Consider the following 25,480-nt stretch of genomic DNA (forward strand, 5'->3'; position numbering starts at 1 on the left):
GTGGTCGCCCAACACGTCGCCAAGGAGCGCCTGCGCGACACACTGTTTGCGCTATGGTTTATTCTGGTGACGATTAAAATGGCTGCCTTCGTCTGGGCCGGTGTCGACCTGCAGCTCATTCACCACCTCTGGTTGCTCCCCTGTGCTGCCGTTGGCCATGTTATCGGCCTGCGGGTGCACGACCGCTTGCTACAGGCCGAAACGCCGATATTTTTCCGGGTAGTTGGTAGCGTGCTGTTGGCCATTAGTGTGGTTGGTTTATTTTCAGCGTTTCGCTAGGGCGACGCGCTACCTTCCATTCAGGAGATTGCTTCCGCCACTGGCTGCCCGCGCCGGCAAATACGACTGACCCCATACACCGCCACCCCGGCGAGAATACCGGGCAGGCCTTCATAGACCATGTTGTGAAGGTCGAAATAACGCCACAGTAGCGCCGTGCTGATCCCAACCACACTCATCGCAATACTCACGCCCTGGCCTGGGCGGCCGCCAAAAATAAGCACCAGCAACAGCGGCACAAACGCACTGGCTAATCCGGACCACGCCATAACTACCATGGCGAAAACGCTTTGCGCACTGAGTAGCGCCCAGGCCAGAGCCGTGGCGGTAATACCAAACGTCGACAGCTTTAGCAGCCAGGGTTTTTCAATATTGTGTGGCAACAAATCGTGGGTCAGTGCCGCCGATGAACTCAAAATTAATGAATCGGCGGTGGAGAGCGTCGCGGCAAACACCCCGGCGAGAATTAAGCCGACCAGCACCGGTGGTAAAAGCTGTTGCGCCATGGTTGGCAGAGCGAGTTCAGCGTCGAAGCTGCCGGCCTCGGGCAGGTAGAGCCGCGACAGCAAGCCAACCGACGTGGCCATTAAGTAAAAAGCGGTAAACCACAGGTAATACCACTGGCGTGCGCGGTTCATATCCCCACCTTCTCGCAGGGTCATAAACCGCACCATCACATGGGGCTGACCAACCACGGACAGGCCGGCAAACAACCAACCCAATGCGAATAACACCGCCCCCATTACGCCGGGAAAGGCGAGATCCTGGGGAAACCAATTCATATAATCGGGCACGTCGCGCAACTGAGAGAGAGTCGCCTGCGCCCCACCGAGGCCGTCGACCGCCACCCACAACAGCAGCCCCATCGCAGAGATCATCACCATCGACTGTGCGGCATCGGTCCAGATTGATGCGCGGATGCCGCCCGCCAGGCAGTACATCAACACCAGTACGGCACCACTGACCGCCCCCGCCCAAATTGGCCAATCAAACAAGACGTGCAAGGCCTTACTACCGGCAAGCAGTTGCGCGGCGGCGTAAGCGACTAACAGCAACAAACAAATGCTTGCAGCCAGCCGTTGGTAGGCGGGTTTTGTGCCACCGGACCAGGACGACAACACGCCGATATAACTGACCTCGCCGCGTTTTTCCGTCATCGTCCGCAGGCGACGGTGCACAAAGTGGGACGCGATAAAGTCGCCACTAATCCAGCCCAACATAACCCAAAAAGCGGATAAACCGACGGTGTAGGTATAGCCGATAACGCCAATAAACATATAGCCACTGTTATTCGTGGCCACGGCAGAAAGGCCGACGAGCCAGGGCTTAACGCTATTGCTGGCAAGGTAGTAATCCTTGCTCTGGTGACTACTAAAAAAAAGGGAAGAGAGGCCAATAAGGACGAATAGGCTTAAAAAAGCAATAAAACTCCAGGCAGTAAGCATAGGCTTCCTATTGTTACTGCCCAGTGCCGAGCAGCGTTAAATATTATCGTTAACCGTTGGCTCTAGCAGCTCGTGTACCAGCGGGTGCTCACGCAGTGATTCCAGTGCGGGGTCCCGCTCCAGCTCTTCGCGATAGGCCTCAGCCTGAGCAACCGCTTTGGCAAAGTAGCGAGCGGCATCGTCGAGATTACCCATTGCCGAGTGTGCACAGGCCAACTGGTAAAACGCGTGACCGTTGGTTTCGTCGAGACTCAGCGCCTGATTACACAGGTTAACCGCCCACTGGGGCTCACCCTGATCCAGCGCGGCATCGGCCTTATAGGTAATGGCTTCAATATCGCTGGGGCGAATGGCAAGTATTTGATCGTAGATGCCAATTTTACCCGCCGGACTGGCCTCCTGACTGGCGCGCAACCACAGCGAATGGATCTCCTGCGTACGGTTGATTTCCTCGCGGTTGGACTCGATGTGCTCAGTTTCTTGTTTGAGTTGTCGCTCTATCACGCGCAGGCGCTTTTCGTATTCTTCAACGATGTCCGCAACCTGCTCATTGGCAACGCTGTGAACCTTGTCGCGAATATCACGCAGGGAATTCCAGCCGATCAACACCAACGCCGAACTGACACCGGCGATCAGATAGAAGAAATAGGTAACGGTATTGGTGGCGTAAGACACCGCTTTATCTGCAGCGCCAAGCTCGCGATCCACCACTTCCTGAGTGAGTTCGCGGTGCTTGCGCTCCATATCCACCCGCAGCGAACGCACTTCATCGAGGATATAGCGCTCGATGAAGGGCGAGTAGAGCGGCTCTTGCAGTTGATCAATATGCTGATCAACTTGTGTGTCGCTGACCTCTTGCTCTGAGTCGGCAAACGCCATTAAGGGAAGTAGCGCTGCCACTATCCAGCACAGGGTCAAGCCACGCATATTGCCTCTCCGTGATCATGGACTTCTACTAAACAACGGTGCAGGTTGGCGACCGCTGCCTCGTAGTCATCTTCATTGATCACGAACTGCATGTCCACTTGACGCATAGACTGGTGCATAGCCAGCACACTGATATCTGCCGACGCCAATGCCGAGACCGTTTTTGCCAGCATGCCAGGCACTTTCATATCGCTGCCGATGGCGGACACAATAGCCACCTTACGCGTACTGACCTCTGCCGTCGTAAACTCATCACTGACCGCTTTAACAATGCGCTTAACCGTTTTCAGGTTGGTGCCCAAGTAGTGGGTGATGGTGTTGGCGTTAATATCTTTGGTGATCACCGTCGCTTTAAAGCGAGAGATCGCACTGAGTATTTTCTGCTCGTAATCCCACAGCGAGCCGACCATGTCTTGGTCGAAAACTTCCAGCGCGTACACTTGCTTGCGGCCCGCAATAATTTCTACACAGGGTCGCTCACTGGTGTATTCACCATCGATTAAGGTGCCGCTGTGCTCGGGTTCAAAGGTGTTTTTCACCCGCAACGGAATATTGTCCTGGCGCAGGCCCTTGGCTGCACGCGGGTGAATCGCCTCCATGCCAAGGTTGGCCAGCTGATCGGCAACATCGTAGTTAGTGCGGCCGATCGGCACGACCTTCTCGGCACCCACTAAACGCGGATCAGCACTACTGAGGTGATACTCCTTGTGAATAATCGCTTCGTCGGCCTTGCTCATCACCGCCAAACGACTAAAGGTCATCTCGCTGTAGCCGCGGTCAAAAGTCGCCATCAAGCCTTCGCTGCAGTAAGCGTAACCGGTGACGATGGGCAGCTCTTTTTGCACATCAATTTTATCCAGCTCGCGCAGAATGTGTGCATCCAAGGGGATTGCCGACTCCATTCTCCAACCGGAAAGGTCAACAAAGCGCGCGTTAATACCGTCGCGCTGCAGCAGCTTGGCGGTATTCCAGGCACTGTGAACTTCGCCAATGCTGGCCAGCATTTCACGCACTGTTAGCAGGTGGTCTTCCAAACCAAAGTGGCCGTGCTGGCACAGGCGGTGCAAGTTGTCCATGCAGCGCTCGGCCTCGAATAAGCGGCCATCAATAAATGCATTGGCCTCATTGAGCTGCTCGGCGTCGTCGAACAACTCCTCATTAATTTGGTGCAGGGCTTTGGCCACATTGCGCAGCGCTTCCCGCCACAATGCTTCGCTGCCTTCGTCGTCGGCAAATAAACCGTACACACCGGGGTTACCGTTGCGCTTGTTCTCCAGCAGCATGTCGGTCACACCACCGTAGGCAGACACAACAAAAATTCTGCCGTACAGGTGGTCGCCCTCGGCTCCCGCCAGGATGATATTGTCGCGCACCGCGGCGTAATCGCTCATCGACGTGCCGCCAATTTTTTCTACACTGTGTGACATCGTATTCTCCATTCGATCATTAAAAAGGACGTTTTCCGCGCGCTTTTTAATAATCAGTCAATGGGGTAAACGCCATTTTCATCGTGAACTTCCTTGCCACTCAGTGGCGGATTAAATACACAGGCCATTTTCATGTCTTCGCTGCCGCCGCGAAGCAGGTGCTTGTCGTGCTTGTCGAGGATATACAGCGTACCGGGTTCAATTTTGTAGATTTTGCCGTCTTCAACCGTTTCAATCTCGCCATTGCCCGACATGCAGTACACGGACTCAAGGTGATTCTGGTAGTGAATCGGCGTTTCGGTACCTGCAAGAATGGTGGTGATATGGAAAGAAAAACCCATATTGTCGTCTTTCAGCAGCATGCGCACACTTTGCCAATTGCCACCGTCAACTTTGCGTTCTGAATTTTCACACTCTTCTAATGTTCTTACGATCATTACTCGGTTTCCAATTTCTTTAGTCGATACAACGGTCCGCCATTACGGCGGACCCAAATCGAGCCCGGGCGGGCCCGAACACAAGGCGGGATTAAGACGCTTTCTTAACGTCTTTCAACAACACTTCCGAAACGGCATCGGCGACGATATCCATGCCGCGAATCAGCTCGTCTTTGTCGATGGTCAGCGGGCAGAAACATTTTACGATATGCCCACGGTTACCACAGGTTTCAATTACCAGGCCTCGCTCAAAACAGGCGCGGGCGACTGCATCGGCAGTATCGCCATCGGCAAGGGCAATGCCCTGCATCATGCCGCGACCTTTAACCGCCGCGCGCGTAACGCCGTAGCGGTCAGAAATTTTCTTAAAGCGGTCGCGCACAATCGCCGACTTTTCGATGATCTCGTTAGAGAAGCTTTCATCTTTCCAGAAATGGCGGATGGCAGCCGCTGCGGTAACAAAAGCGTGGTTATTACCACGGAAAGTACCGTTGTGCTCACCCGGTGCCCACACGTCCAGGTCGGGGCGCAGCAATACAATTGCGCAGGGCAGGCCGTAGCCACTCAGCGACTTCGACATGGTCACAATGTCGGGCTTAATACCGCTGGGCTCAAAGCTGAAGAAGGTGCCCGTGCGGCCACAGCCGGCCTGGATATCATCCACAATCAACAGGATATCGTGCTTGCGGCACAGTTTTTCCAGGCCGCGCAACCAATCGCTATTGGCGACATTCAAACCGCCTTCACCTTGCACACACTCCACCAGCATCGCCGCCGGCAGATCGATACCCGACGACGGATCGCTAAGCAGCTTGTCCATCATCTTGATGGTGTCGGCATCGCGACCGTGGTAACCGCAGAACGGCATACGCGAGATGTCGCCCAGCGCCACACCCGCACCGCCGCGGTGATGGCTGTTACCCGTTGCCGCAACACTGCCCAGAGTCACACCGTGAAAGCCGTTGGTGAACGATACAATGGTATTGCGACCAGTCACTTTGCGCGCCAGCTTCATCGCCGCTTCAACGGCGTTGGTGCCAGTGGGGCCAGTAAACTGGAAGGTGTACTCCATATCGCGCGGCTTGAGGATGTTCTCGTTAAACGCGTCGAGGAAGTCGGCCTTGGCGTCGGTGTGCATATCCAGACCATGGGTAATGCCGTCGCGCATGATGTACTCAACCAGCGCTTCTTTAAGCACTGGGTGGTTGTGGCCATAGTTCAGCGTGCCCGCCCCGGCGAGAAAATCCAGGTATTTGTTGCCGTCAACGTCGTACAGGTATTCACCCTGCGCCTTATTAAACGTTACCGGGAATGAACGTGCATAACACTGCACTTCTGATTCAAGCTGATCAAAAATAGTCATAATAATGTCCTCTTAGCATCCTTTAATGTTGTCGACCGCTATTGTTCTAAAGGGGGTCGAGGGAAGGGTCCGATGCGAAGCAACGCCTCGCTGTCGTGTTTTCCGTGGAAGTGGGCCTCGCGCTCGAACCAGATATCGTGGTTCAGCTCGGTGTTCATATCCCGAGCAAAGCTGCGGAACAGTGCCCATGACGCCTCGTTGTCTGGCGTGATCGTCGTTTCTAAAAATCGCACATTGGCGCAGGCTGGCCGCTGCACAATTTCCTGCATCATTTTCTTCGCCAATCCCCGGCCACGTTGACTCTTATCAACCACAACCTGCCACACGAATACCGTGTCGGGCTTTGCCGGTGGAATGTAAGCGGAAATAAAGCCAACCAGTTGGCCGTTTTCTTCGACGGCAACCGAGGTTTCTGCAAAGTGGGTGCACTGCAGTAAATTGCAGTAGACCGAATTCGGATCAAGGGGGGGGCTGTTCGCCACCAATTGATTGAGTGGATAGCCATCTTCCGCCGTTGGTTGGCGAAAGTTTAGCTCAAAAGCGTCCGCTGACGTCGCTTCATTTGATTTCAACACAATTTATTTGTGTTCATTGTAAACAGGGCGCAATAATGGGCAAAAATTAGGCAATATTTGCCGTTTTCGGCCTGTTTATGAACTCAACCTCCCAAATAATTACTTAGTACACGAAGCATTATAACCTCGGCGCTGAACATTTTTCAAACAAAGGCTTAGAGAGCGATGCATTATAGCGATGCATTTTTGCCGCAAGCGCACTAAAATGGGCCGATTGCGAGGACATCCAACATGAAAGATGACGACAATATCGAAGAGGTTTTGATTGCTTTGCGGCGCGTTACCCGCGCCGTTGATTTGCACTCCAAGCACCTGATGAAGACCTCCGGCCTGACAGCGCCACAGATGCTGATTCTGCAAACTCTGCGCGACCAGGGCGACGCCATCATTTCCGATATCGCCAAGCAGGTGAGCCTGAGCCAGGCGACCGTTACCAGCATCATAGACCGGCTGGAAAAGCGCCAGCTGGTGGTACGGGAGCGCTCCAGCCAAGATAAGCGCAAGGTGTTTGCCTGCCTGACGGAGCAGGGCGCAGAGATTATTCGCAACGCGCCAACACCGCTCCAGGAATACTTCAAGCGGCAGTTCCGCGACCTGCAGGACTGGGAACAAATGCAGATCATCAGCTCGCTACAGCGCGTTGCACAGATGATGGACGCGCAACATATTGATGCTGCACCGCTGCTGGATGTGGGCGCCATCGACCGCCAGAGTGAACATGAGCAACCGAGCTTTGGCTTCAATGAAAAATAGTCGCACGGCCGTTGTTCTTTTAGCCGTGCTGCTGGCCGCTTGCGGCAAGCCCGGCAACAAGGCGGTGATGCCATCATCCCCTGACTTAAAGACGCTCTATATTCAGAGTTGCTATAGCTGCCATAGTCGCGGCACTAAAGGAGCCCCTCGCAGCGGCAATGCCGATGACTGGCGGCCGCGTCTCGAAAAGGGCATGGATACCCTCCTGCAGCACACCACAGGTGGCTTTAAAGCAATGCCAGCAAAAGGAATGTGTGGCAGCTGCAGCCGCGAGGACTATCGCGCGCTGATCACATTTATGGCCACGCCACATCAAACCTCGCCTAAGGCAGCTGAAAACGACTAAGCTAGAACCTCGTGGCGCTGATCTAGCGCCAATGCAAACACGTATCCCAATCCCATAAGAACGTGCGCAGAGGAAGCTGCTATGGAACTCCCCCACCCGATTCAAATTGGTATCAGTGCTTGCCTGCTCGGCGACCAAGTTCGTTATGATGGCGGCCACAAGCGCCTCCCTTTTGCTACCGATGAGCTCAGCCGACACTTCGACTTTGTAAAAGTCTGCCCCGAGCAGGCCATCGGTATGGGCGTACCGCGCCCAACCATCCGCCTGGTCGGCGACCCGGAGAATCCGCGCTTACAGGGTAGCAAGGAAGGCCCGGATCTGGATGTCACCGAGAAAATGCAGGTTTTCGCCAGCGACACGGCCGCCAAGCTCGGACATATCAGTGGCTATATTTTTTGCGCCAAGTCGCCCAGCTGCGGCATGGAGCGCGTTCCCGTTGTCTCTGAAACGGGTCAGGGCTTAGGCAAGGTCGGCGTGGGCATTTATGCTCGCAAGCTGATGGAAGCCTTGCCGCTACTTCCCGTAGAGGAAAATGGCCGCTTGAACGACCTGCCCCTGCGAGAGAACTTTGTACTGCGCGTTATCGCTTACTCGCGCTGGCAGGCCATACAGGCAGAGGGGCTGACGGTGGCCGCACTGCAGGAATTCCATCGCCGACATAAGTTTTTATTGCTCGCACACAACCAGTCGATCTATCGGCAGTTGGGGCCACTGGTAGCCGACACCCTTAGTGACAACCTAGAGAAAAGTGCCGACGAGTACATCCGCCGCTTTATGGACGCTCTGAAGAAACCCGCCAACCCCAAAAACCATCGCAACACGCTGATGCATATTCAGGGCTTTTTCAAAGACCACTTGGAAAAAGAGGACCGCGCACAATTAAGCAAGGTGATTGAGGACTACTCCAACGGCCTGCTGCCACTGCTGGTGCCACTGGAGATGCTGGCCATGTTTTTGAAAAAGTACCAAGTCGACTACTTATTGGATCAATACTATTTCGATCCGTATCCGCGCGACCTTAAATTGCGGGTGGGTCTGTGACAGCACTGGTCTGGTTTCGCAACGACCTTCGCAGCCTCGACCACGCCGCTCTCAGCGCCGCAGTGGCAGCCGGCCCCTGCCGGGCCATCTACTTCCTGTGCCAGGCGCAGCTCGACGAACACGGCATTGCACCGATACGTCGCCACTATTTGCGCCGCGCATTGCAGGCCTTGGCGGAACAGCTCGCCGAATTGGGAATACCCTTCGACATTATCGATGCGGCGCATTTTCGCCATGTTCCAAAGATGCTGGCGGACTACTGCCAGCAATACGGCATTGCACAAGTATTCGCGCATGAAGAGCTCCTGGTTGATGAAATGCAGCGCGATGCCGCCTGCAAGCAGGCGCTTTCAATTCCTTTGACGCTGCTTGATGATTGCCTGATTCATCCCAGCCTTGGTACCAAAGACGACGGCAGCGCCTATAAAGTGTTTACGCCGTATTCGCGCCGTGCCCGCCAGCGCTTGCGCGAGCACTTCCCACGCGTATTGCCGCGCCCCCAAGCGCAAGCGGCCGCTACGGCGACCACCCGCATTGAGGCCTTTGGCGAAGAGCGCGACTCCGACCCCTGGCCGGTGACAGAAAACGCGGTGCTTGATCAACTTCGCGAATTCTGTGCCCAGCGCGCCGTCAAATACAGCGACCAGCGCAATTTCCCCGCTGTCGACGGCACCTCGCGCTTATCGGCGGCCTTAGCGCTGGGCGTTATCAGCCCCAGGCAATGTTTGGCGCGCCTGCAACTGGAGTGCGGCGAGGCCGTGTGGGACGCCAAGTCCAGTGCCGGAAACTGGTTTAATGAATTACTGTGGCGCGAGTTTTACCGGCAGGTGGCCTTCCACTTTCCCCAAGTGGTTAAGGGCCGCGCCTTTCAAGCCGATACCGAAAGACTACGCTGGCGCAACAAGCGCGAACACTTTGCCGCCTGGCAAGCCGGGGAGACCGGCTACCCGATCGTCGATGCCGGCATGCGTCAGCTCGCCCAGACCGGCTGGATGCACAACCGCTTGCGCATGGTCACCGCGTCGTTCCTGTGCAAACACCTCCACATTGACTGGCGCTGGGGTGAGCGGCATTTTCTCGAGCAGCTTATCGACGCCGATTTCGCATCAAATAATGGCGGCTGGCAGTGGGCGGCCTCCACCGGCACCGATGCCGTGCCTTACTTCCGCATTTTTAATCCCACCACGCAGAGTCAGCGCTTCGACGCCGATGGCGAGTTCATCAAGCAGTTTATTCCCGAACTGCGCGAGCTCTCCGGCAAGGCGCTGCACCAACCCGAAAATGTCGCCGGCTACCCCCAGGCGATTGTCGACCACAAAGAAAGTCGCGAAACCTGTTTAGCACTTTTTCAGGAAATTAGAGACTAAAGCCCGGCAAGCCCTGTTGAGACTTTAACGCTGGCGCCGTCACAGCGCGGTGTTCTATGCTAGAGAACCAACGACGACGCCACCATCGATTACCGGGAGAAGATGTGAAACTACTTCGACACAGTCTATTGATCGTTAGCGCCGCCATGAGCCTGTCGGCAGCCGCCATGTCCAATGCGCAAACCGTGAGCGAGGCGAAGACCGTCTTCGGCATCAGTGAGTATGTCTATATCGAAGAACTGGGAGTCCGCTACAAAGCCAAAATTGACACTGGTGCAGAGAGCGCCTCCATCAACGCCATTAACCCAAAAGTGAAGAAGGGGCGCGGCGACGAGCCCGACATGGTGCACTTCGACTTGGTACTGCCAAGTGGCGAGCTCAAATCCGTTTCGCAGCCATTGGAGAAACACATCCGTATTATTCGTCGGGCTGGCGACATGGATGAAGACGACAAATACTACCACCGCCGCCCAGTGCTTGAATTGACCCTGTGTATCGGCGGCACCTCTCGTAAAGTTGAAGTGAACCTGGCCGATCGCCGACAATTTTCAAAGGCCATGCTGGTCGGCTCTGACCCATTGATAGCCTTCAACGCGATTGTCGACCCCAGCGAAAAATACCTTCAAGACAAAAACGCCTGCGCAAAAAAGGCAAAAAAACTCGATAAGGAGAGCGCCGAATGAAAGGCGTCAAACTGCACGTTAAAGTGCTTGCCGCAGCCTTGCTGTTACTCGGTGCGGCGGCCACGGCCTGGCAGATTTTTGCGTTGAACATTCCGGTCAGCGCGGAGACCACCGAGCCGGTCTGGGTTATCGACACCAAAATCAGCTTTAACGCGCGGGAAAAAACGCCAGTGAAGGTGCAGATGTATCTGCCACCAAGCTGGAGTAAATTCATCACCCTTGATGAAAGCTTCATCGCTCGCAACTACGGGGTGAACATCGATGAACTAGAACAGAACCGGCGTGCGGTGTGGTCGGCACGCCGCGCCGAAGGCCAGCAGCAACTGTTCTACCGGCTGATGCTGACCCAGCGCAGCAATACGCGCCTGTCGAATGAAGAACCCGGCCCCCAGTTTCGCGAGAGCCCCAATCTCAAAGGTGTTGAAAAAGTGGCCGTTGAGGCCCTGCTAAAACCCATTCGCGAACATTCCGCCGATATTGAAACCTTTATTCGCGAAGCCATTAAGCTGATTAATGACAGCAGCAACGACAATGCGCGGCTGTTGCTGCGCAACGACTATTCTCAGCTGAGCAAGTCCCGCGTACTTGAGCTGTTGCTGTCTTCGGCCCACATTCCCGTTGAGCAGGTGCACACCCTGCGCCTGTTGAGCAGCGGTACCCAACAGCCCGAGCTGTGGATGCGCAGCTACAATGGCCAGCGCTGGCTGTACTTCAATACCGAAACCGGCGTCTTTGGCCTGCCCGATGACCGCATTGTGTGGTGGACGGGACGCGACCCGCTGGTGAAAGTGGATGGCGGCCGACAGGTTAAGGTGGAAATCAATTCAACCCGACAAACCATGAACTCCATCATGCTGGCGCAGAGCATTAATGAAAGCCGCCAGGAAAACAGTTGGGCGCTGTCGATGTACAGCCTGCCACTGCAGTCTCAGCAGACCTTTGAAATTATTCTGATGATTCCCATTGGAGTAATGCTGATCCTGTTCCTGCGCAACATTGTCGGCATTGAAACACTGGGCACCTTCACCCCCGTGTTAATCGGCTTGGCCTTCAGGGAAACGCAGGTGGTGTGGGGCATCATCCTCTTCACCACCATTTCGGCCCTCGGCCTGGGGCTGCGCTCCTACTTAGAACACCTCCACCTGCAGTTACTTTCGCGGCTCTCGGTCGTGCTGACCTTCGTCGTCATTGTAATGGCGCTGATCAGTGTGCTCGGCCACCAGCTGGGGCTCGACCGCGGCCTGTCGATTGCGCTGTTCCCAATGGTGATCCTGACCATGTCGATAGAGCGACTGTCGATCGTCTGGGAAGAGCGGGGCGGGCTGCACAGTCTAAAAGTGGGCATCGGCACCCTGATAGCGGCTACGCTGGCCCACTTGATGATGAGCTACGCACCGTGGATTTATTTCGTGTTTACCTTCCCCGGCGTGTTATTGATGCTAATGGCGATTATGCTGGCCATGGGCCACTACCGCGGCTATCGCATCAGCGAGTTATTCCGCTTTAAAGCAATGCTTAAGGACGGCCAATGACTTCGCTATTCAAAACCTGGAAGACCCTTCGCGAGAAGGGGATTATGGGCATCAACGAGCGCAACTCAGACTATGTGTTGCGCTATAACGCTCGCCACCTTTACCCCTTGGTTGACGACAAAATTCTCACCAAGCAAAAGGCGATAGACAACGGCATTCATGTGCCGCCCATGTACGGCATCATTGATTCCGAGAAACAAATTAGTCAGATTCGCGACATTATCGGCAGCCACCGTGACTTCGTCATCAAGCCGTCTCAGGGTGCTGGCGGCGATGGCATTATGGTAATCGCCGATCAATTCGAGGGTTATTACCGCAGCGCCGGGGGCCGCTTACTCAGCCTTGAGGATATTGAATTCCACCTGTCGGGCATACTCTCGGGAATCTATTCCCTCGGGGGTCATCGCGATCGCGCGCTAATCGAGTACCGCGTGATCCCCGACCCTATCTTCAGTGCCATCAGCTACGAGGGCGTGCCCGATATTCGCATCATCGTGCTCAAAGGCTATCCCGTTCTGGCAATGCTGCGCCTGCCCACCCGCCAGTCTGGCGGCAAGGCCAACCTCCACCAAGGCGCCATTGGCGTCGGCGTTGACCTGGCCACCGGCATCACCCTCGACGGCACCTGGCTGAACAAAAAGATTCAAACCCACCCCGACACCACCAACCCCGTTCGCGGTGTTGAACTGCCGTTTTGGGAGGGCTTTATTTCCCTGGCAACGCGCTGCTATGAGCTGACTGGCCTGGGTTATATCGGAGTTGATATGGTGCTGGACAAGGATCTGGGCCCTATGATGTTAGAGCTCAATGCGCGGCCGGGGCTCAACATTCAAATCGCCAACGACACCGGCCTGTCGGCGCGCTGCCAAGCCGTCGAGGCCGAGATAGAGCGCCTGGCTAAACAAGGGCTTCACAACCCGCCACCAGAACAGCGCCTTGCGTTCTGCCAGAGCACCTTTGCCAACGCGCAGTGCGCTGCCTTAGCGAAAGAACTCGCTGAGCAACGCGCCGCACAAGAGGCGGCCGATGAAGAAGCGGCGATACGCGCGGCAAGCAAGCCGGGCGCAGACGATCCCTCAGTCGATGCCGGCATTCGGGTGCCCCAGTCGGGCAATCCACCGCCGGCCCGACAGTAGCGGCCATCGGCCCCTATGCAACCGCCTGCTCCAGAATCTCGCGGCTTTCCTTTGGCGTTATCGCGCGATTTTCACCCAGCTTGACCATGCCGTGCGCTTCCAGCTGCGCAACAATTGCATCGATCGCTGCCGCTTTGTCAGCGCCGTGCTCAGTGAGCTGCGTGGCAACCCCCAGACTGTGATAAAAGTGCTCAATCGCGTCGATACAGCGTTCAGCGAGATCTTCAGAATCTGCCAAGCCAAAGACATTGCGCGCCATTTGCTCCAGTTTGTCGCGCTTGACGGCAATTTGATGGCGCAACAATGAGGGTTGCACAATGGCCAGTGAACGACCGTGATCCACCCCATAGAGGGCGGTAAGTTCGTGGCCGATCATATGGGTAGCCCAGTCCTGCGGCACACCGCTGCCAATAAAACCGTTCAACGCCTGGTTGGCAGCCAGCATCAAGTTGGCCCGCCAGCTGTCATCATCGCGCTCAGCGTAACGCTCGCCCAGGCTTTTAAGCGTTCTGAGCAGTGCTTCCGCATAGCCTTCCTGAACCATTGCCTCGGTGGGTAAGGTCAAATATTGTTCACACGTATGCACCCAGGCATCGACCAGGCCATTGGCAAGCTGGCGCTCGGGGAGTGTCTTCATCACGTCGGGGTCGAGCACGGCAAAACCGGGTTGAACCGCTGGCGACATAAAATTCAACTTATCGCGGGTCGCCTTTTTCGTAATCACCGAGCCACCGTTAGACTCTGAGCCCGTCGCGGGCAGGGTCAGCACGGCGCCAATCGGCAGCGCTTGTTTTACCCGGTGTTTGCCCAGCAAGATATCCCAGCCCTCGCCGTCATACAGCGCGGCGGCGGCAACATATTTAGCGCCGTCAATAACCGAGCCTCCACCGACCGCCAGAATATAATCCAGACCACTGTCTTTTACTTGAGCAACCGCTTTGTCCAGGGTCTCAACCGTCGGGTTGGGTTCGACCCCGGCGAACTCCTGCCACTGATGCTCGGCTAAGGCGCTAACCACCTGCTCATACACACCGTTGGTCTTTATCGAGCCACCACCATAGAGCAGCAAAACCTTGCGATCAGCGGGAATAGCGTCGGCGATACGGGCAATCTGGCCCTGACCAAAATGAATTTGAGTTGGGTTCACAAACGAAAATTTCATACTAAACCTCATTGCTAACACAGGGAGTCGCGCCAACAGCAGCGCCACCATGTGATGTACAATACGAGCTATTAATGGGAATAAAAACCGCAATTACTGGATTTTATTTGCCTATTCCTGCCAAAATACAAAAAACACCCCACAAGCAATAATTCTATGAATACGATTAGTGAGCTGCTTCAGCGCTATATCAGCAGCCAATCGCTGGATACATTGGAAGGCAGCCGAAGCACGATCATTCCCGGTGTTCACATCTACCGGGCAAGCCGCGGCAGCGCCCGCCAGCCCTTTGTGTATCAGTCTGGCATTATCGTGATGGCCCAGGGCCGCAAACGCATTTATCTCAACGGCCAGCAAGTAGACTACGGCCCCGGCCGCTACCTAGTGCAAGGTGTACCGCTGCCACTCGAGTGCGAAGCACATAGCGACGGCAACTTACCCTTGCTGGGCATATCCATCAGCATTAATCCCGCATTGCTTCAGGAGCTCATTGACGCCACACCCAGCCTCGGCCAAAAGCGCGGCGATAGTGGCGACTGCGGCCTAAGCTCCGACCGTTTAAGCCCGAATATGAGCGACACGCTCAAACGCTTGCTCGAGGCCCTGCTTAGCCCTCAGGACGCACAGGTTCTGGGGCCGGCAATTGTTCGAGAGTTTATCTACCGAATACTGATTGGCCCGAAGGGGCATGTACTCACCGAGCTTGCTCAACACGATGGCCACTACGCACGCGTAGCGCGGGTATTGGTGCATATGCACCGGCATTATGCCGAAGACCTGAATGTCGATGCCCTGTCTGACTATGCGGGAATGAGTCCCTCGAGTTTTCATCGCGCCTTTCGCCAGGTGACCCGAGAAACACCCCTGCAATACTTAAAGAAACTGCGCCTGAGCAAGGCGAAAGAACTAATGGCCAACGAGGGACGGCGCGCAAATGAAGCCGCAATACTGGTCGGCTACCGCAGCCCCTCGCAATTCAGCCGCGAATTCAAACGCCACTTTCAGCAGGCTCCGGCGCGTATGCTCAGCCAACGTTCGGCTTAGCGATACCCGCTATTGAGGGCGCAGCCCGGTTTTTTCGACGCGCTGTGATTTACTGAATATCACCAGCGCTAAGCCACCAATAATTGCCGCCGACACCAGCAAAAAGTGCAGGGTGAAAGGCTCGGCAAGTAGCAAAATACCGCCAAGTGCCGTCATTAGTGGCACGCTCAGCTGCACACTTGCCGCCGTTGTCGCCCGGAGCGCCGGCAGTGCGGAATACCATACGATATAGCCCAGCGCCGAAGCGCCCGCGCCGGATAGCAGGGCGTATACAACACCCTCTGCGCCTAACCGGGGCGGCTCAACGGCCCACATCACCAGGCTAAGAAGCGCGGCAAAAGGCAGGGAGTAGAGGAAGTTGTGCGCAGAGATCACGCGCGGATCGCCCACCCTTCGCCCCAGCAAAGAGTAGACTCCCCACGCCGCGCCCGAGATCAACATAATGAGGTAAGCCAACAGCGAGGGGGCGCCCTCTAATGCGCCCGTGGCACTGGGCAGCATGAGTGCCAACAGGCCACCGTAGGCGAGGAGCAGACCCAGCCATTGCAAGCCGTTAAAGCGCTCCCCGCGGTAGAAGCCGTAGCCGATCATCACCGTTTGCACCGCGGCAAATAGAATCAGTGCCCCCGCGCCAGCGGATACTCGAGCGTAGGCATAGGAAAACGCCGCGGCATACGCAAACAATACAAAACCGGAGATAACGCGCGCGGATACCGGGGGAGAGACGTCGCGATGGGGAATGTTGCGTACCGCAATAATCGCCCACAACATAGCGGCTCCCGACAGCAGGCGCAGCGCTGTAAAACTGGCCGCATCTATCGTGCCGCCCAACAGCGCTGCACGACAAATAAGCGCATTGCCGGTGAAGGCCAACATCGACAGGGCGGTGAAAACAGCGATACGAAGTGGCGACATAAAACGGTCCACAAAGCGCGGGAAAGAGAGAGTATGAAGGGGCTTTTCGCTGATGCATAGGCGACTTTAGTCGCCACATAGCCGCGTCGCTAAGCCAGCGCGACTGGGCCGCGCTGGCGGGGTCAAACTAACTGGCGGAAGCGCTTAGCGGGCGGCGCGCTCTTGCTCAATAAGCTGCTCAGCCACCTTCAACATATTGGCTTTGCTGCCTGCTGCGCGGCCAGTAACCCGGTATTTGCCATTGACGATCAACTCCGGGGTACCCGCGATACCGTAACTACGCGCACGGGAATCGGCTTGCCGTACCTGGCTCTTCACACCAAAGGAGTCAAAGGTTTTACGAAAGGTCTCGGCATCAATATTGCTGTGCTCAAGAAACAGTTTTTCAATGGCATCGCGATTTCGCAGCGGGTTTTTCTTGAGGTTGATCTCGTCAAACAGTGGCTCGTGCACCTGGTCGAGAATGTTCAGCGCTTTGGCGGTGTAAAAGGCCTGAGCGTGCAGCACCATTAAGTCGTTCCACATAGCCGGTGACTGCACAAACGCCACATCCTCGGGCAACTGTTTCGCCCACGCGCTCACCATAGGCTCGAAGTCAAAACAGTGGCTACAGCCGTACCAAAAAACTTCCACGACTTCGATTTTATTCGCATCGGATGTGCGCACCGGCTGGGCAATACGAACAAAGCCTTCGCCGTTAACCGCTGTGGCTGGTGGCGCGGTGCGCGTTTCAGCGGTCGTTTTAGTAGCAACCTGGGCGGTCTGCCCGCCTGTCGCATCACCATTGCTACAGGCCGATACCAACAGCGCCATCAGGCCAAACAGATACATTGAGATGTGTTTCTTCATCATTCCCATCCTAGTTACTTATGCGAGTCGAGTGCGCGATGCCGATAGAGTGTATCAGACACGCCGACGGCTGTGCGGTTCCTACAGCTCAACAATTCAACGGCGAAAAAAAAGGCGGCTATTGCCGCCTCTCACAAACTCTGCACGCCTTAGTTATGCAGACCTTGAATGAAGTTTGAAACCGCTTCAATCTCGGCATCGCTCATTTTGAAAGCGATCATGCGCATGGTCTTCGCTTCGCCGTCATTGTCGCGACCTTCGCGTCCATCCATTGCTGCACGGAAAGCCTTAAGCTGCGCTGCGGTGTAGTCAGCGTATTGGCCGCTCAATTTGGGGAAGCCAGCTGCTGCCATCCCTGCACCCGTAGGTGAGTGACAAGCAGAGCACGCTGGAATACCGCGCTCGGCAATGCCGCCACGGTAAATCGCTTCGCCTTTCTTAACCAGCGCCGGATCCGCTTGGCCAACAGAGCCAGTCTGGCTCGCGTAGTAAGCGGCGATATCGGCAATGTCCTGATCGCTCAGGTTGTCGGTCTGGCCGGCCATCATTGGCACAGGACGCGCACCCGACTTGATGTCATGAATTTGCTTGATCAGGTAGCGCTCACCCTGGCCAGCCAATTTCGGAAAGGTGGGTGCCGGGCTGTTGCCGTCTTGACCGTGACAGGCGGCGCATGAGGCAGATTTTGACTTGCCGGCAGCAGCGTTACCTTCCACAGCCACCGCAACATTACTCAGCAGCAGGGAAGTAAGAAAAACTAGCAAAGGTTTGTTCATGATCACTTACTCTTTAAAAACAGAAGTTCTAGCGCGCCTTACTTGGCCGTCGCCATATACTCAATCAGCGCTTGGAAGTCGGCATCGCTGCAATCAAAGCACAAACCCATTGGCGGCATAGTGTTAAAGCCTTCACGAGCGTGTTTTACGAGCGTTTCCATTCCCTTTTCCAAACGCGGAGTCCAGGCGGCAACATCACCAGTTTTCGGCGCGCCATTGGCACCAAAACCGTGACAGGCGTAACACGACTTCTTGTAACGCGCCTCGACATCGGCGTTGGCACTAGCGGCTACGCTGGTAATGGCAAGAAGTACTGCGAATAAGCATTTTTTCATGGTTTACCCTCTCTTCTGACCGGCGCCCGCGATGAAAGCTGCGACACGCTGGGTGATGACCCCCAGTAAAAACTGCGGCATTATACACAACAAGCCCGAGTCTGGGCCATTTTTTGGCTCCCCCAGACTTGCTATGCACCGCAATACTCCCCCGGATATTTTATGCCCAAGGCCAATTCTGTTAATTACCGCCGTGCCGTCTACATGAAAAGTGCACCCAAACTTGCCCAATGCCCCGAAGACAGCGGCGCGGAGGTCGCATTTGCCGGCCGTTCGAACGCAGGCAAGTCGAGTGCCATTAATCGCTTGACGGAAAACAGCAAGATGGCCAAGACCAGTAAAACACCAGGTCGTACCCAGCTTATCAACTTTTTCTCTGTGAACGAACAAGACAGCATGCGACTTGTTGACCTACCCGGCTACGGTTTCGCCAAAGTGCCGCTGAAGGTGAAGCAAGAATGGGAACGCAATCTGGAGTATTACCTGCAGCACCGCCAATCACTGCGCGGCCTGGTGCTAATGATGGATATTCGCCACCCGCTCACCGACTTCGACACCACCATGCTGAATTGGGCCCACCAGGCGGGGATGCCGGTTCGCATCCTGCTGACAAAGGCCGACAAACTCAAGCGCGGGCCGGCGATGTCGACCCTACTACAAGTGCGAAAAGCCCTTCAGCCCTACGGCGGGCTGGTAAACGCGCAGCTGTTTTCAGCTCCGCGTGGCGACGGTCTGGATGACCTTCGCGAACAGCTCGACGTGTGGCTAACCGCTCGCTTTGAAGAAGACGAGGAGCTCGACGACCTCGACTGAGACCCCGCGCTAGTGCGCCTCGTCCCAGTTATCGCCACTGCCCACTCCTACCTCTAACGGTATAGCCAGCTCGGCAGCGCTCTCCATCAACGCGACAACACGCTCTTGAACGCTATCGAGCTGATCCTCGGCAACCTCAAGAATCAGTTCGTCGTGAACCTGCATAATCATTTTCGCGTCGGGCTGCTGCTCGCTCAGATAGTCATCCACGGCGATCATTGCCCGCTTGATAATATCAGCAGCAGTGCCTTGCATGGGGGCATTGATTGCCGTGCGCTCGGCAGCCTGACGCCGCTGGCCATTGCGCGCGTTAATTTCCGGCAGGTGCAGGCGGCGGCCGAACAGGGTTTCCACATAACCTTTTTCCGCCGCGAGCGCGCGGGTGTTGTCCATATACTCTCTGACCCCCGGGTAGCGCTCAAAGTAGCGGTCGATATATTGCTGGGCCTCGTTGCGCCCAATATGGAGCTGGCGCCCCAGGCCAAAGGCCGACATTCCGTAGATCAGCCCAAAGTTAATGGCTTTGGCGTTGCGGCGCTGCTCATCGCTCACAGCGCCTAACTCCACCCCGAATACCTCGGCAGCGGTGGCGCGATGAATGTCCTCACCATTTTTAAAGGCGTTGATCAGGCCCTCGTCACCAGAGAGGTGGGCCATTATGCGAAGCTCGATTTGCGAATAGTCCGCCGCCAGTATTTTGTAACCCTGCGGCGCAACGAAGGCCTTTCGTATGCGGCGGCCTTCGGCACTGCGAATGGGAATGTTCTGCAGGTTAGGGTCAGACGACGACAAACGCCCGGTTGCGGCAACAGCCTGATGGTAGGAGGTATGCACGCGCCCGGTTTGGGGGTCGATCAACTGCGGCAATTTGTCGGTATACGTCGACTTCAGTTTCGCCAACCCGCGGTAATCGAGAATAACCTGGGGCAGGGGGTAGTCGTGAGCCAACTCAACGAGCACTTCTTCGGCCGTAGACGGCGCGCCTTTGGGCGTTTTGCGGATGACGGGGATTTCCAGTCGTTCAAACAGAATTTCACCCAGCTGCTTGGGCGAGGACAAATTAAACTCGCCACCGGCAATGTCGTAGGCCTGCTGCTCCAGCTGCTTGAGCTTATCGGCAATCTCCATGCTCTGCACCGCCAACATGTCTCGGCTGATCAGGGCGCCGTTGCGCTCGATCCGTGACAGCACTCCCACCAAGGGCAATTCAATATCCCGGTACACGGAAACAAGGGATGGCGCCTCGCTGAGCTTGGGCGCCAGGGCCTGATGTAAGCATAGGGTGATGTCGGCATCCTCAGCGGCGTAGGGGCCGGCTTGCTCAAGTGCGATTTGATTAAAACTAAGCTGCTTAGCGCCTTTGCCAGCAATGTCTTCAAAGTGGATGGTTGATTGGCCCAGGTATTTCAACGCCAGGCTATCCATATCGTGACGGCTGCCCGTGGAATCCAGCACATACGACTCAAGCATGGTGTCTTCGGCGATACCCCGCAGGGTAATGCCGTGGTTCGCCAAGACATTCGCATCGTACTTAAGGTTTTGCCCCAGCTTGGCGGCCTTGGCATCTTCCAACAAAGGCTTTAACGCGCCGAGCACGCGCTCCTCACTGAGCTGCGTTGGCGCGTCGATATAGTCGTGGCCAAAGGGCACATAGGCCGCCTCGCCGGGCTCAATGGCAAAAGACACCCCAACAACCCGGGCCTGCATATAATTCAGACTGGTTGTCTCGGTATCGAAGGCGAACAATGCCGCTGCGCTCAGTCGATCCAGCCACTGCTGAAAACTCTCCTCGTCGAGAATAACGCTGTACTGCTTCTCCGAGGAGGGGTTACCAGGCTGATCGTCGCCCACCTCGGCTGCAACTGCCCCCTCATTGCGCTGCAGCTCGTCGACCCAACCTTTAAACTCCATGTCGCGAAACAGCGCCAATAACTGCTCATTGTCGACGCTACCCGGCTGAAGATCCGCCACCGCAACATCGAGCGCCACATCGCACTTAATCGTGGCCAACTCGTAGGACAACTCTGCCGCCTCGCGCGAGGCCTCTAACTTTTTCGCCAGGCTCTTGGCGCCGCGAATGGATAGGTCCGCAACCTCATCTAGCCGGGCATAGATATCTTTTATGCCACCCAGGGCCTGCAGCAGGGCCAGGGCGGTTTTTTCGCCAACGCCAGCCACGCCCGGAATATTGTCGACCTTGTCCCCCATTAACGCGAGGTAGTCGATAATCAGCGAGGGTGGGATACCAAATTTTTCGGCGACGGCAGCCTCATCCATTTTGGTATCGGTCATGGTATTCACCAACGTGACATGGGCATTCACTAGCTGCGCCATATCCTTATCTCCGGTCGACACCACCACCGGCCGCTCTGCGCCCGCCTGGGCCGCCAGGGTGCCAATCACATCGTCGGCTTCCACACCATCGATCACCAGTCTTGGCAAACCCATGGCGTCGACAATGTCGTGAATAGGTTGAATTTGCGCCCGCAGGTCGTCCGGCATCGGTGGGCGGTTGGCCTTGTAGTCGCTGTACATGTCGTCGCGAAAGGTTTTGCCCTTGGCGTCAAATACCACGGCAATGGGGCTATCGGGGTAATCCTTCTGCAGGCGGCGCAACATGCTGATAACCCCTTTCACCGCACCGGTGGGCTGCCCTTTGGAATTGGTCAGCGGAGGCAAGGCATGGAAGGCCCGGTATAAATAAGAAGAACCGTCTACCAGTACAAGAGGGGTTGTCGCAGTCATTGTCGAAATATTCATTGCCAGCCGAAGAAGCCGCGAGTGTATCACGAAGCCAGAAATCGAGTGACCCACATAGCAAGACCAAGTGTTACCGAAAATCTCCCCAGGTAACACCCAAATACCCTTATGAACAGTGCATTACACCAACATGAACAAAGTTTAAGCATATTGAGCTGTCGGCAATGTGTTACCTTACGTAACACAAGGTGACAACAGCATCTTGTTCCGGGGCAACAGCGCCCCACAGAGGAGAAAGAGAGATGAAAAAGCTAAGCAGCGCAGTACTACTTTTGATTGCCAGCACCGCAGCGTTTGCCGCTGACGAGGACACGGCGTCGGGCGCGCCGCTGGTATTAGCCTACAGTGAAGCCACCGCAAGTTATGCACCGGAGAATACGGCTGTTAACAACACCGTTAATGCCGAACGCGTACTGGCAAACACACTGGACGTGGTCTCAGCCTCACTGAGCGTAGCACTGGACAACTTCGAAGCGCCGTCACTGCCTGGCGCCAAAAACCTCGACCAGTAAACGCTAAGGACTTGCGACCAAACAGCTCGCAAATGCCTCACCAAGCTGGCGGTAAAAGCCCATAAAGCCGCCAGCTGTCGTGGTCTCACCCGCCATCGGGTCCAGCTCGACAACCGGCACGTCCAGTCCCTGCGTCAACACCCTCAACATCGCGGCAGGATATTGCGGCTCGCGAAATACACACTGTATCTCACCCGCCTGCAATTGCTCGCGCAACTCGGCCAGGTGTCGCGCTCCCGCCATACGGCCCTCACCACCCGACAGCACCAGCCCGCCACGCAAATCATAGCGAGCCTCAAAACGGGAAAAGCCGTCATGCAAAAACAGATAGCGCTGATCACCTGCTCGCTGCAAGCGGGACGCTAATGATTTGTCATACAGGCGCAGGGCAGAAGTGAGGCGCGCCGCGTTGGCATGGAAGTATGCACTGCGACTGGGCACCCGATCTGACAGCAGCTTAGCGATGCGCCGCACCATATAGTGAATTTGCTCAACATCCAGCCAGTAGTGGGCATCAACATCGCCGGGCTGGTCATCCGGATACAGAGCAACCGCATGGTCAAAGCGGCGGATGGGCTTGCTTAGGTAGTGCTCCAACGCGGGCCCAAACCACAGCACCATATCCGCTTTAGCCAAACGGCCGAGGTCAGAGCTGCGCAACTGAAAATCGTGAGGTGACGTCGCGGCAGACTGCAGCAACGCAACCTCGGCGGCATCGCCGGCAATGTCGACCACCAATAACTGCAGCGGCTTAACGGTAGTAATCAGTTGCAAGGACGACGCGTAAGCCGGCACAGAAATACAGCAAAAACACAGCAATATCAGCCAGCAGCGGCGCATGATCGACAGTAACCTCAACGTCAGGTGGTGTAACAGAAAGAAAATTGAAATATTATAACATTATTATTTCTACTAGGTGCTGACCAATGCCTACCGAGGCACCCGAGCAACATCACAACCATCAACATTGCATTGATGAAGCCCTGCAGCGTGCGCGCCAGATATGTGCCGCCCGCGGTGCACGACTCACGCCGATTCGCGAGCATGTTCTCAGCCTGATCTGGGAGAGCCACAAACCGGTGGGCGCCTATAGCTTGCTGGAGTCGCTTGATGCGCAAAGCGAGCGTCGCAGCACACCCCCCACCGTCTATCGCGCCCTGGATTTTTTACTGGAGCAGGGGCTGGTTCACCGCATTGCGTCGCTCAACGCCTTTGTCGGCTGCGCGGACCCAAGCCATCGACACTCCGGGCACTTCCTCATTTGCCGGCACTGCAATACCGCCATTGAACTCGACGCCGAGGCGATCGATAGCGCCATCCGCCAAGCCGCCGAGGGGCGCGGCTTCCACGCAGAAGAGCAGTGCGTAGAGGTTGTCGGCAGCTGCCAGCGCTGCCAGGAGCAACCCGAGAGTGCGTGACGGCCAACTTCTGCAGCTTGAAAAGGTGTCGCTTAGCCTCCGCCAGCAAACCCTGCTGTCAGAGATCGACCTGAACCTGGCGAGGCGAGAAATCATGACAATTATCGGCCCGAATGGCGCCGGTAAAAGCACCCTGCTGCGTATCGCCCTGGGCCTGCAGCGCCCCGATAGTGGCACCGTGACGCGCGCCCCAGGCCTGCGCATTGGCTATATGCCGCAGCGCCTGAGCATCAATCCACTGATGCCGATCAGCGTTAGTCGCTTTTTACGCATGTCGCAGCAGCGGCGCTGCAGCATCAAGCAGGCGCTGTCCCGCACGGGCATTGCCCACCTGGCTGACCGGCCACTCCACGATATCTCCGGCGGTGAAACTCAGCGGGTGCTACTTAGCCGCGCACTGCTCGCCGAGCCCGAGCTATTGGTACTCGACGAGCCGGCTCAAGGGGTGGACATCACCGGCCAAACCGAACTCTACGAGTTGATTGGCGAGCTGCGGGATCAGCTGGGCTGCGCAGTGTTGATGGTTTCTCACGACCTTCACTGGGTAATGGCCCAGACCGACACCGTTATTTGCCTCAATCAGCACGTTTGCTGCCACGGACACCCAGAGACGGTTAGCAATGATCCGGCTTATTTATCACTTTTCGGCCGTCGGCATGCCGAAGCGATTGCCCTTTATCAACACGACCACGATCACCGCCACGACATGCATGGCGAAGTTGTAAGGGAGAAGGGCGACGGCCCCTGCCATCATGACTGATATTTTACTCAACGCACTGGCGGCCGGACTGATATTGGCGCTGGTGTGCGGCCCCCTTGGCACGCTGGTCACCTGGCAGCGCATGGCCTACTTTGGCGACACTCTTGCGCACTCGGCACTATTGGGGCTCGCGCTCGGTTTAAGCTGGCAAATACGCTTGGAGTGGGCGGTGTTACTCGCCTGCACCGGCATCGCCGTGCTGCTGTTCGCCCTGCAGTTATGGCGCGACACCGCCCTGGACAGCTTACTGGGCATTCTCTCCCACACCAGTCTGGCACTGGGCTTGGTAGCGCTGTCATTTATGGATGGCCCGGCATTTGATCTCAATAGCTTTTTATTCGGCGACTTGCTGGCGGTAATGCCAGAAGATTTGCGCTTACTGGCGGGCATCGCCACCGTTGTATTGCTATTACTGGGCTGCTACTGGCGCGGCCTGGTAGCGGTAATCGCTCACGCCGAGTTAGCGGCTGTAGAGGGCCGCAATGTGAACGCTCTGCGCCTTTTGTTGATGCTGCTGATTGCCGCAACCGTCGCGGTCGCCATGAAGGTTGTCGGTGTGCTGCTGATCACCGCGATGCTCATTATTCCCGCGTCGGCGGCAGGCAGATTATCCCGCAGCCCTGAGCAGTGTGCGGTAATTGCGATTTTATGCGGCGTCGCAGCGGTGGCCTCAGGGCTGGCAGCCGCCTGGACGTGGGACAGCCCAGGCGGGCCAAGCGTTGTCTTGTGCGCAGCACTGATCTTCGTTGCGGCGCAGTTTAGCCGCGGCTTTCGTCAGGCATAAAAAAACGCCGACTCGCGGCGTTTTTAGCGCTGTTGCTTCTA

The 25,480-nt window shown here is 56.2% G+C and carries 26 protein-coding genes and 1 pseudogene; 14 read left to right on the forward strand and 13 right to left on the reverse strand.

Annotation, left to right across the window (positions count from 1 at the left end):
• A pseudogene (locus tag ABNS66_RS07210) lies at positions 1 to 279 on the forward strand (sulfite exporter TauE/SafE family protein); the annotation flags it as partial.
• A 20-nt stretch (positions 280 to 299) separates the two neighbouring features.
• Here the strand turns inward: ABNS66_RS07210 and ABNS66_RS07215 are convergent.
• The 6 genes from ABNS66_RS07215 to ectA form a co-directional block, all read right to left on the reverse strand.
• Complete coding sequence (locus ABNS66_RS07215) at positions 300 to 1,724, reverse strand: sodium/proline symporter (RefSeq protein WP_286840020.1); 1,425 nt, start codon at positions 1,722 to 1,724, stop codon at positions 300 to 302.
• A gap of 36 nt (positions 1,725 to 1,760) precedes the next feature.
• Positions 1,761 to 2,651, reverse strand: coding sequence for a tetratricopeptide repeat protein (locus ABNS66_RS07220; RefSeq protein ID WP_204994865.1), 891 nt, complete (start codon positions 2,649 to 2,651; stop codon positions 1,761 to 1,763).
• Positions 2,639 to 4,078: an aspartate kinase gene (locus tag ABNS66_RS07225; protein ID WP_204994866.1), complete on the reverse strand. Its 1,440-nt coding sequence runs from the start codon at positions 4,076 to 4,078 to the stop codon at positions 2,639 to 2,641. The genes ABNS66_RS07220 and ABNS66_RS07225 overlap by 13 nt, the downstream gene beginning before the upstream one ends.
• Before the next feature lie 53 nt (positions 4,079 to 4,131).
• Positions 4,132 to 4,515: an ectoine synthase gene (locus ABNS66_RS07230; RefSeq protein ID WP_204994867.1), complete on the reverse strand. Its 384-nt coding sequence runs from the start codon at positions 4,513 to 4,515 to the stop codon at positions 4,132 to 4,134.
• 91 nt (positions 4,516 to 4,606) lie between these two features.
• Positions 4,607 to 5,878: a diaminobutyrate--2-oxoglutarate transaminase gene (gene ectB, locus ABNS66_RS07235; RefSeq protein WP_204994868.1), complete on the reverse strand. Its 1,272-nt coding sequence runs from the start codon at positions 5,876 to 5,878 to the stop codon at positions 4,607 to 4,609.
• Between the two features lie 38 nt (positions 5,879 to 5,916).
• Positions 5,917 to 6,453: a diaminobutyrate acetyltransferase gene (gene ectA / locus ABNS66_RS07240; protein ID WP_286695278.1), complete on the reverse strand. Its 537-nt coding sequence runs from the start codon at positions 6,451 to 6,453 to the stop codon at positions 5,917 to 5,919.
• 231 nt (positions 6,454 to 6,684) lie between these two features.
• Here ectA and ABNS66_RS07245 point away from each other — a divergent pair, with 231 nt between their 5' ends.
• The 7 genes from ABNS66_RS07245 (at position 6,685) to ABNS66_RS07275 (ending at position 13,311) form a co-directional block, all read left to right on the forward strand.
• Entirely contained in the window at positions 6,685 to 7,206 is a 522-nt protein-coding gene (locus ABNS66_RS07245; protein WP_036255765.1) for a MarR family transcriptional regulator, read from the forward strand.
• Positions 7,172 to 7,552, forward strand: coding sequence for a c-type cytochrome (locus tag ABNS66_RS07250; RefSeq protein ID WP_348655297.1), 381 nt, complete (start codon positions 7,172 to 7,174; stop codon positions 7,550 to 7,552). The genes ABNS66_RS07245 and ABNS66_RS07250 overlap by 35 nt, the downstream gene beginning before the upstream one ends.
• Before the next feature lie 81 nt (positions 7,553 to 7,633).
• Positions 7,634 to 8,593 carry a DUF523 and DUF1722 domain-containing protein gene (locus ABNS66_RS07255; protein ID WP_286695280.1) on the forward strand — a complete coding sequence of 320 codons (960 nt, stop codon included), beginning with the start codon at positions 7,634 to 7,636 and terminating at the stop codon, positions 8,591 to 8,593.
• Positions 8,590 to 9,960, forward strand: coding sequence for a deoxyribodipyrimidine photo-lyase (gene phrB / locus ABNS66_RS07260; RefSeq protein ID WP_286840012.1), 1,371 nt, complete (start codon positions 8,590 to 8,592; stop codon positions 9,958 to 9,960). Before ABNS66_RS07255 ends, phrB begins: the two co-directional genes overlap by 4 nt.
• Before the next feature lie 104 nt (positions 9,961 to 10,064).
• Positions 10,065 to 10,643, forward strand: coding sequence for a RimK/LysX family protein (locus ABNS66_RS07265; RefSeq protein WP_204994872.1), 579 nt, complete (start codon positions 10,065 to 10,067; stop codon positions 10,641 to 10,643).
• On the forward strand, positions 10,640 to 12,175 hold the full coding sequence (locus ABNS66_RS07270) for an inactive transglutaminase family protein (protein ID WP_204994873.1): 1,536 nt from the start codon (positions 10,640 to 10,642) through the stop codon (positions 12,173 to 12,175). The genes ABNS66_RS07265 and ABNS66_RS07270 overlap by 4 nt, the downstream gene beginning before the upstream one ends.
• Positions 12,172 to 13,311: an alpha-L-glutamate ligase-like protein gene (locus ABNS66_RS07275; RefSeq protein WP_286840009.1), complete on the forward strand. Its 1,140-nt coding sequence runs from the start codon at positions 12,172 to 12,174 to the stop codon at positions 13,309 to 13,311. Before ABNS66_RS07270 ends, ABNS66_RS07275 begins: the two co-directional genes overlap by 4 nt.
• Positions 13,312 to 13,324: 13 nt before the next feature.
• On the opposite strand, the gene ABNS66_RS07280 is transcribed toward ABNS66_RS07275, so the two are convergent.
• The gene (locus ABNS66_RS07280; RefSeq protein WP_286695283.1) at positions 13,325 to 14,473 is read right to left on the reverse strand and encodes an iron-containing alcohol dehydrogenase; all 1,149 of its coding nucleotides are present in this window, start codon (positions 14,471 to 14,473) and stop codon (positions 13,325 to 13,327) included.
• Between the two features lie 156 nt (positions 14,474 to 14,629).
• Between ABNS66_RS07280 and ABNS66_RS07285 the strand changes: the two genes are divergently transcribed.
• A complete protein-coding gene (locus tag ABNS66_RS07285; RefSeq protein ID WP_286840006.1) occupies positions 14,630 to 15,517 on the forward strand; it encodes an AraC family transcriptional regulator in 888 nt (295 codons plus the stop codon).
• A 9-nt stretch (positions 15,518 to 15,526) separates the two neighbouring features.
• Here the strand turns inward: ABNS66_RS07285 and ABNS66_RS07290 are convergent, their stop codons facing one another.
• The 4 genes from ABNS66_RS07290 to ABNS66_RS07305 form a co-directional block, all read right to left on the reverse strand.
• On the reverse strand, positions 15,527 to 16,432 hold the full coding sequence (locus ABNS66_RS07290) for a DMT family transporter (RefSeq protein ID WP_286840003.1): 906 nt from the start codon (positions 16,430 to 16,432) through the stop codon (positions 15,527 to 15,529).
• Positions 16,433 to 16,576: 144 nt separating this feature from the next.
• A complete protein-coding gene (locus tag ABNS66_RS07295) occupies positions 16,577 to 17,284 on the reverse strand; it encodes a thiol:disulfide interchange protein DsbA/DsbL (RefSeq protein ID WP_286840000.1) in 708 nt (235 codons plus the stop codon).
• A gap of 146 nt (positions 17,285 to 17,430) precedes the next feature.
• Positions 17,431 to 18,057 (reverse strand): cytochrome c4, encoded by a 627-nt coding sequence (locus tag ABNS66_RS07300; protein WP_286839998.1) that lies wholly within the window; start codon positions 18,055 to 18,057, stop codon positions 17,431 to 17,433.
• A 38-nt stretch (positions 18,058 to 18,095) separates the two neighbouring features.
• Positions 18,096 to 18,392 (reverse strand): c-type cytochrome, encoded by a 297-nt coding sequence (locus tag ABNS66_RS07305; protein WP_027873375.1) that lies wholly within the window; start codon positions 18,390 to 18,392, stop codon positions 18,096 to 18,098.
• Positions 18,393 to 18,554: 162 nt separating this feature from the next.
• Between ABNS66_RS07305 and yihA the strand changes: the two genes are divergently transcribed.
• Complete coding sequence (gene yihA / locus ABNS66_RS07310; protein WP_286695287.1) at positions 18,555 to 19,205, forward strand: ribosome biogenesis GTP-binding protein YihA/YsxC; 651 nt, start codon at positions 18,555 to 18,557, stop codon at positions 19,203 to 19,205.
• A 9-nt stretch (positions 19,206 to 19,214) separates the two neighbouring features.
• Here yihA and polA read toward each other — a convergent pair whose 3' ends face one another.
• Positions 19,215 to 21,950 (reverse strand): DNA polymerase I, encoded by a 2,736-nt coding sequence (polA, locus tag ABNS66_RS07315; RefSeq protein ID WP_286839995.1) that lies wholly within the window; start codon positions 21,948 to 21,950, stop codon positions 19,215 to 19,217.
• A gap of 257 nt (positions 21,951 to 22,207) precedes the next feature.
• Here polA and ABNS66_RS07320 point away from each other — a divergent pair, with 257 nt between their 5' ends.
• On the forward strand, positions 22,208 to 22,477 hold the full coding sequence (locus ABNS66_RS07320) for a hypothetical protein (protein WP_204994881.1): 270 nt from the start codon (positions 22,208 to 22,210) through the stop codon (positions 22,475 to 22,477).
• A gap of 3 nt (positions 22,478 to 22,480) precedes the next feature.
• On the opposite strand, the gene ABNS66_RS07325 is transcribed toward ABNS66_RS07320, so the two are convergent.
• A complete protein-coding gene (locus ABNS66_RS07325) occupies positions 22,481 to 23,251 on the reverse strand; it encodes a zinc ABC transporter substrate-binding protein (RefSeq protein ID WP_348655294.1) in 771 nt (256 codons plus the stop codon).
• 152 nt (positions 23,252 to 23,403) lie between these two features.
• Between ABNS66_RS07325 and ABNS66_RS07330 the strand changes: the two genes are divergently transcribed.
• Genes ABNS66_RS07330 through ABNS66_RS07340 form a run of 3 tightly spaced genes read left to right on the forward strand, consistent with a single transcriptional unit; the run spans position 23,404 to position 25,439 of the window.
• Positions 23,404 to 23,895, forward strand: coding sequence for a Fur family transcriptional regulator (locus ABNS66_RS07330; protein ID WP_204994883.1), 492 nt, complete (start codon positions 23,404 to 23,406; stop codon positions 23,893 to 23,895).
• Positions 23,888 to 24,655, forward strand: a complete 768-nt coding sequence (znuC, locus tag ABNS66_RS07335; RefSeq protein ID WP_286839989.1) for a zinc ABC transporter ATP-binding protein ZnuC — start codon at positions 23,888 to 23,890, stop codon at positions 24,653 to 24,655. Before ABNS66_RS07330 ends, znuC begins: the two co-directional genes overlap by 8 nt.
• A complete protein-coding gene (locus ABNS66_RS07340; RefSeq protein ID WP_027873381.1) occupies positions 24,648 to 25,439 on the forward strand; it encodes a metal ABC transporter permease in 792 nt (263 codons plus the stop codon). Before znuC ends, ABNS66_RS07340 begins: the two co-directional genes overlap by 8 nt.
• Positions 25,440 to 25,480: the final 41 nt, after the last annotated feature.

The organism is uncultured Spongiibacter sp. (genome assembly GCF_964011655.1).
Taxonomy (GTDB): domain Bacteria; phylum Pseudomonadota; class Gammaproteobacteria; order Pseudomonadales; family Spongiibacteraceae; genus Spongiibacter; species Spongiibacter marinus.

Coding starts and splice junctions, on each gene's coding strand:
- ABNS66_RS07255 (WP_286695280.1), top strand. CDS start 7,634: ATGGAACTCCCCCACCCGATTCAAATTGGTATCAGTGCTTGCCTGCTC.
- ABNS66_RS07225 (WP_204994866.1), bottom strand. CDS start 4,078: ATGTCACACAGTGTAGAAAAAATTGGCGGCACGTCGATGAGCGATTAC.
- ABNS66_RS07295 (WP_286840000.1), bottom strand. CDS start 17,284: ATGATGAAGAAACACATCTCAATGTATCTGTTTGGCCTGATGGCGCTG.
- ABNS66_RS07300 (WP_286839998.1), bottom strand. CDS start 18,057: ATGAACAAACCTTTGCTAGTTTTTCTTACTTCCCTGCTGCTGAGTAAT.
- ABNS66_RS07270 (WP_204994873.1), top strand. CDS start 10,640: ATGAAAGGCGTCAAACTGCACGTTAAAGTGCTTGCCGCAGCCTTGCTG.
- ABNS66_RS07245 (WP_036255765.1), top strand. CDS start 6,685: ATGAAAGATGACGACAATATCGAAGAGGTTTTGATTGCTTTGCGGCGC.
- ABNS66_RS07330 (WP_204994883.1), top strand. CDS start 23,404: ATGCCTACCGAGGCACCCGAGCAACATCACAACCATCAACATTGCATT.
- ectB (WP_204994868.1), bottom strand. CDS start 5,878: ATGACTATTTTTGATCAGCTTGAATCAGAAGTGCAGTGTTATGCACGT.
- ABNS66_RS07230 (WP_204994867.1), bottom strand. CDS start 4,515: ATGATCGTAAGAACATTAGAAGAGTGTGAAAATTCAGAACGCAAAGTT.
- ABNS66_RS07250 (WP_348655297.1), top strand. CDS start 7,172: ATGAGCAACCGAGCTTTGGCTTCAATGAAAAATAGTCGCACGGCCGTT.
- ABNS66_RS07290 (WP_286840003.1), bottom strand. CDS start 16,432: ATGTCGCCACTTCGTATCGCTGTTTTCACCGCCCTGTCGATGTTGGCC.
- ABNS66_RS07340 (WP_027873381.1), top strand. CDS start 24,648: ATGACTGATATTTTACTCAACGCACTGGCGGCCGGACTGATATTGGCG.
- ABNS66_RS07275 (WP_286840009.1), top strand. CDS start 12,172: ATGACTTCGCTATTCAAAACCTGGAAGACCCTTCGCGAGAAGGGGATT.
- ABNS66_RS07280 (WP_286695283.1), bottom strand. CDS start 14,473: ATGAAATTTTCGTTTGTGAACCCAACTCAAATTCATTTTGGTCAGGGC.
- ABNS66_RS07305 (WP_027873375.1), bottom strand. CDS start 18,392: ATGAAAAAATGCTTATTCGCAGTACTTCTTGCCATTACCAGCGTAGCC.
- ABNS66_RS07285 (WP_286840006.1), top strand. CDS start 14,630: ATGAATACGATTAGTGAGCTGCTTCAGCGCTATATCAGCAGCCAATCG.
- ABNS66_RS07215 (WP_286840020.1), bottom strand. CDS start 1,724: ATGCTTACTGCCTGGAGTTTTATTGCTTTTTTAAGCCTATTCGTCCTT.
- ABNS66_RS07220 (WP_204994865.1), bottom strand. CDS start 2,651: ATGCGTGGCTTGACCCTGTGCTGGATAGTGGCAGCGCTACTTCCCTTA.
- polA (WP_286839995.1), bottom strand. CDS start 21,950: ATGACTGCGACAACCCCTCTTGTACTGGTAGACGGTTCTTCTTATTTA.
- ABNS66_RS07320 (WP_204994881.1), top strand. CDS start 22,208: ATGAAAAAGCTAAGCAGCGCAGTACTACTTTTGATTGCCAGCACCGCA.
- yihA (WP_286695287.1), top strand. CDS start 18,555: ATGCCCAAGGCCAATTCTGTTAATTACCGCCGTGCCGTCTACATGAAA.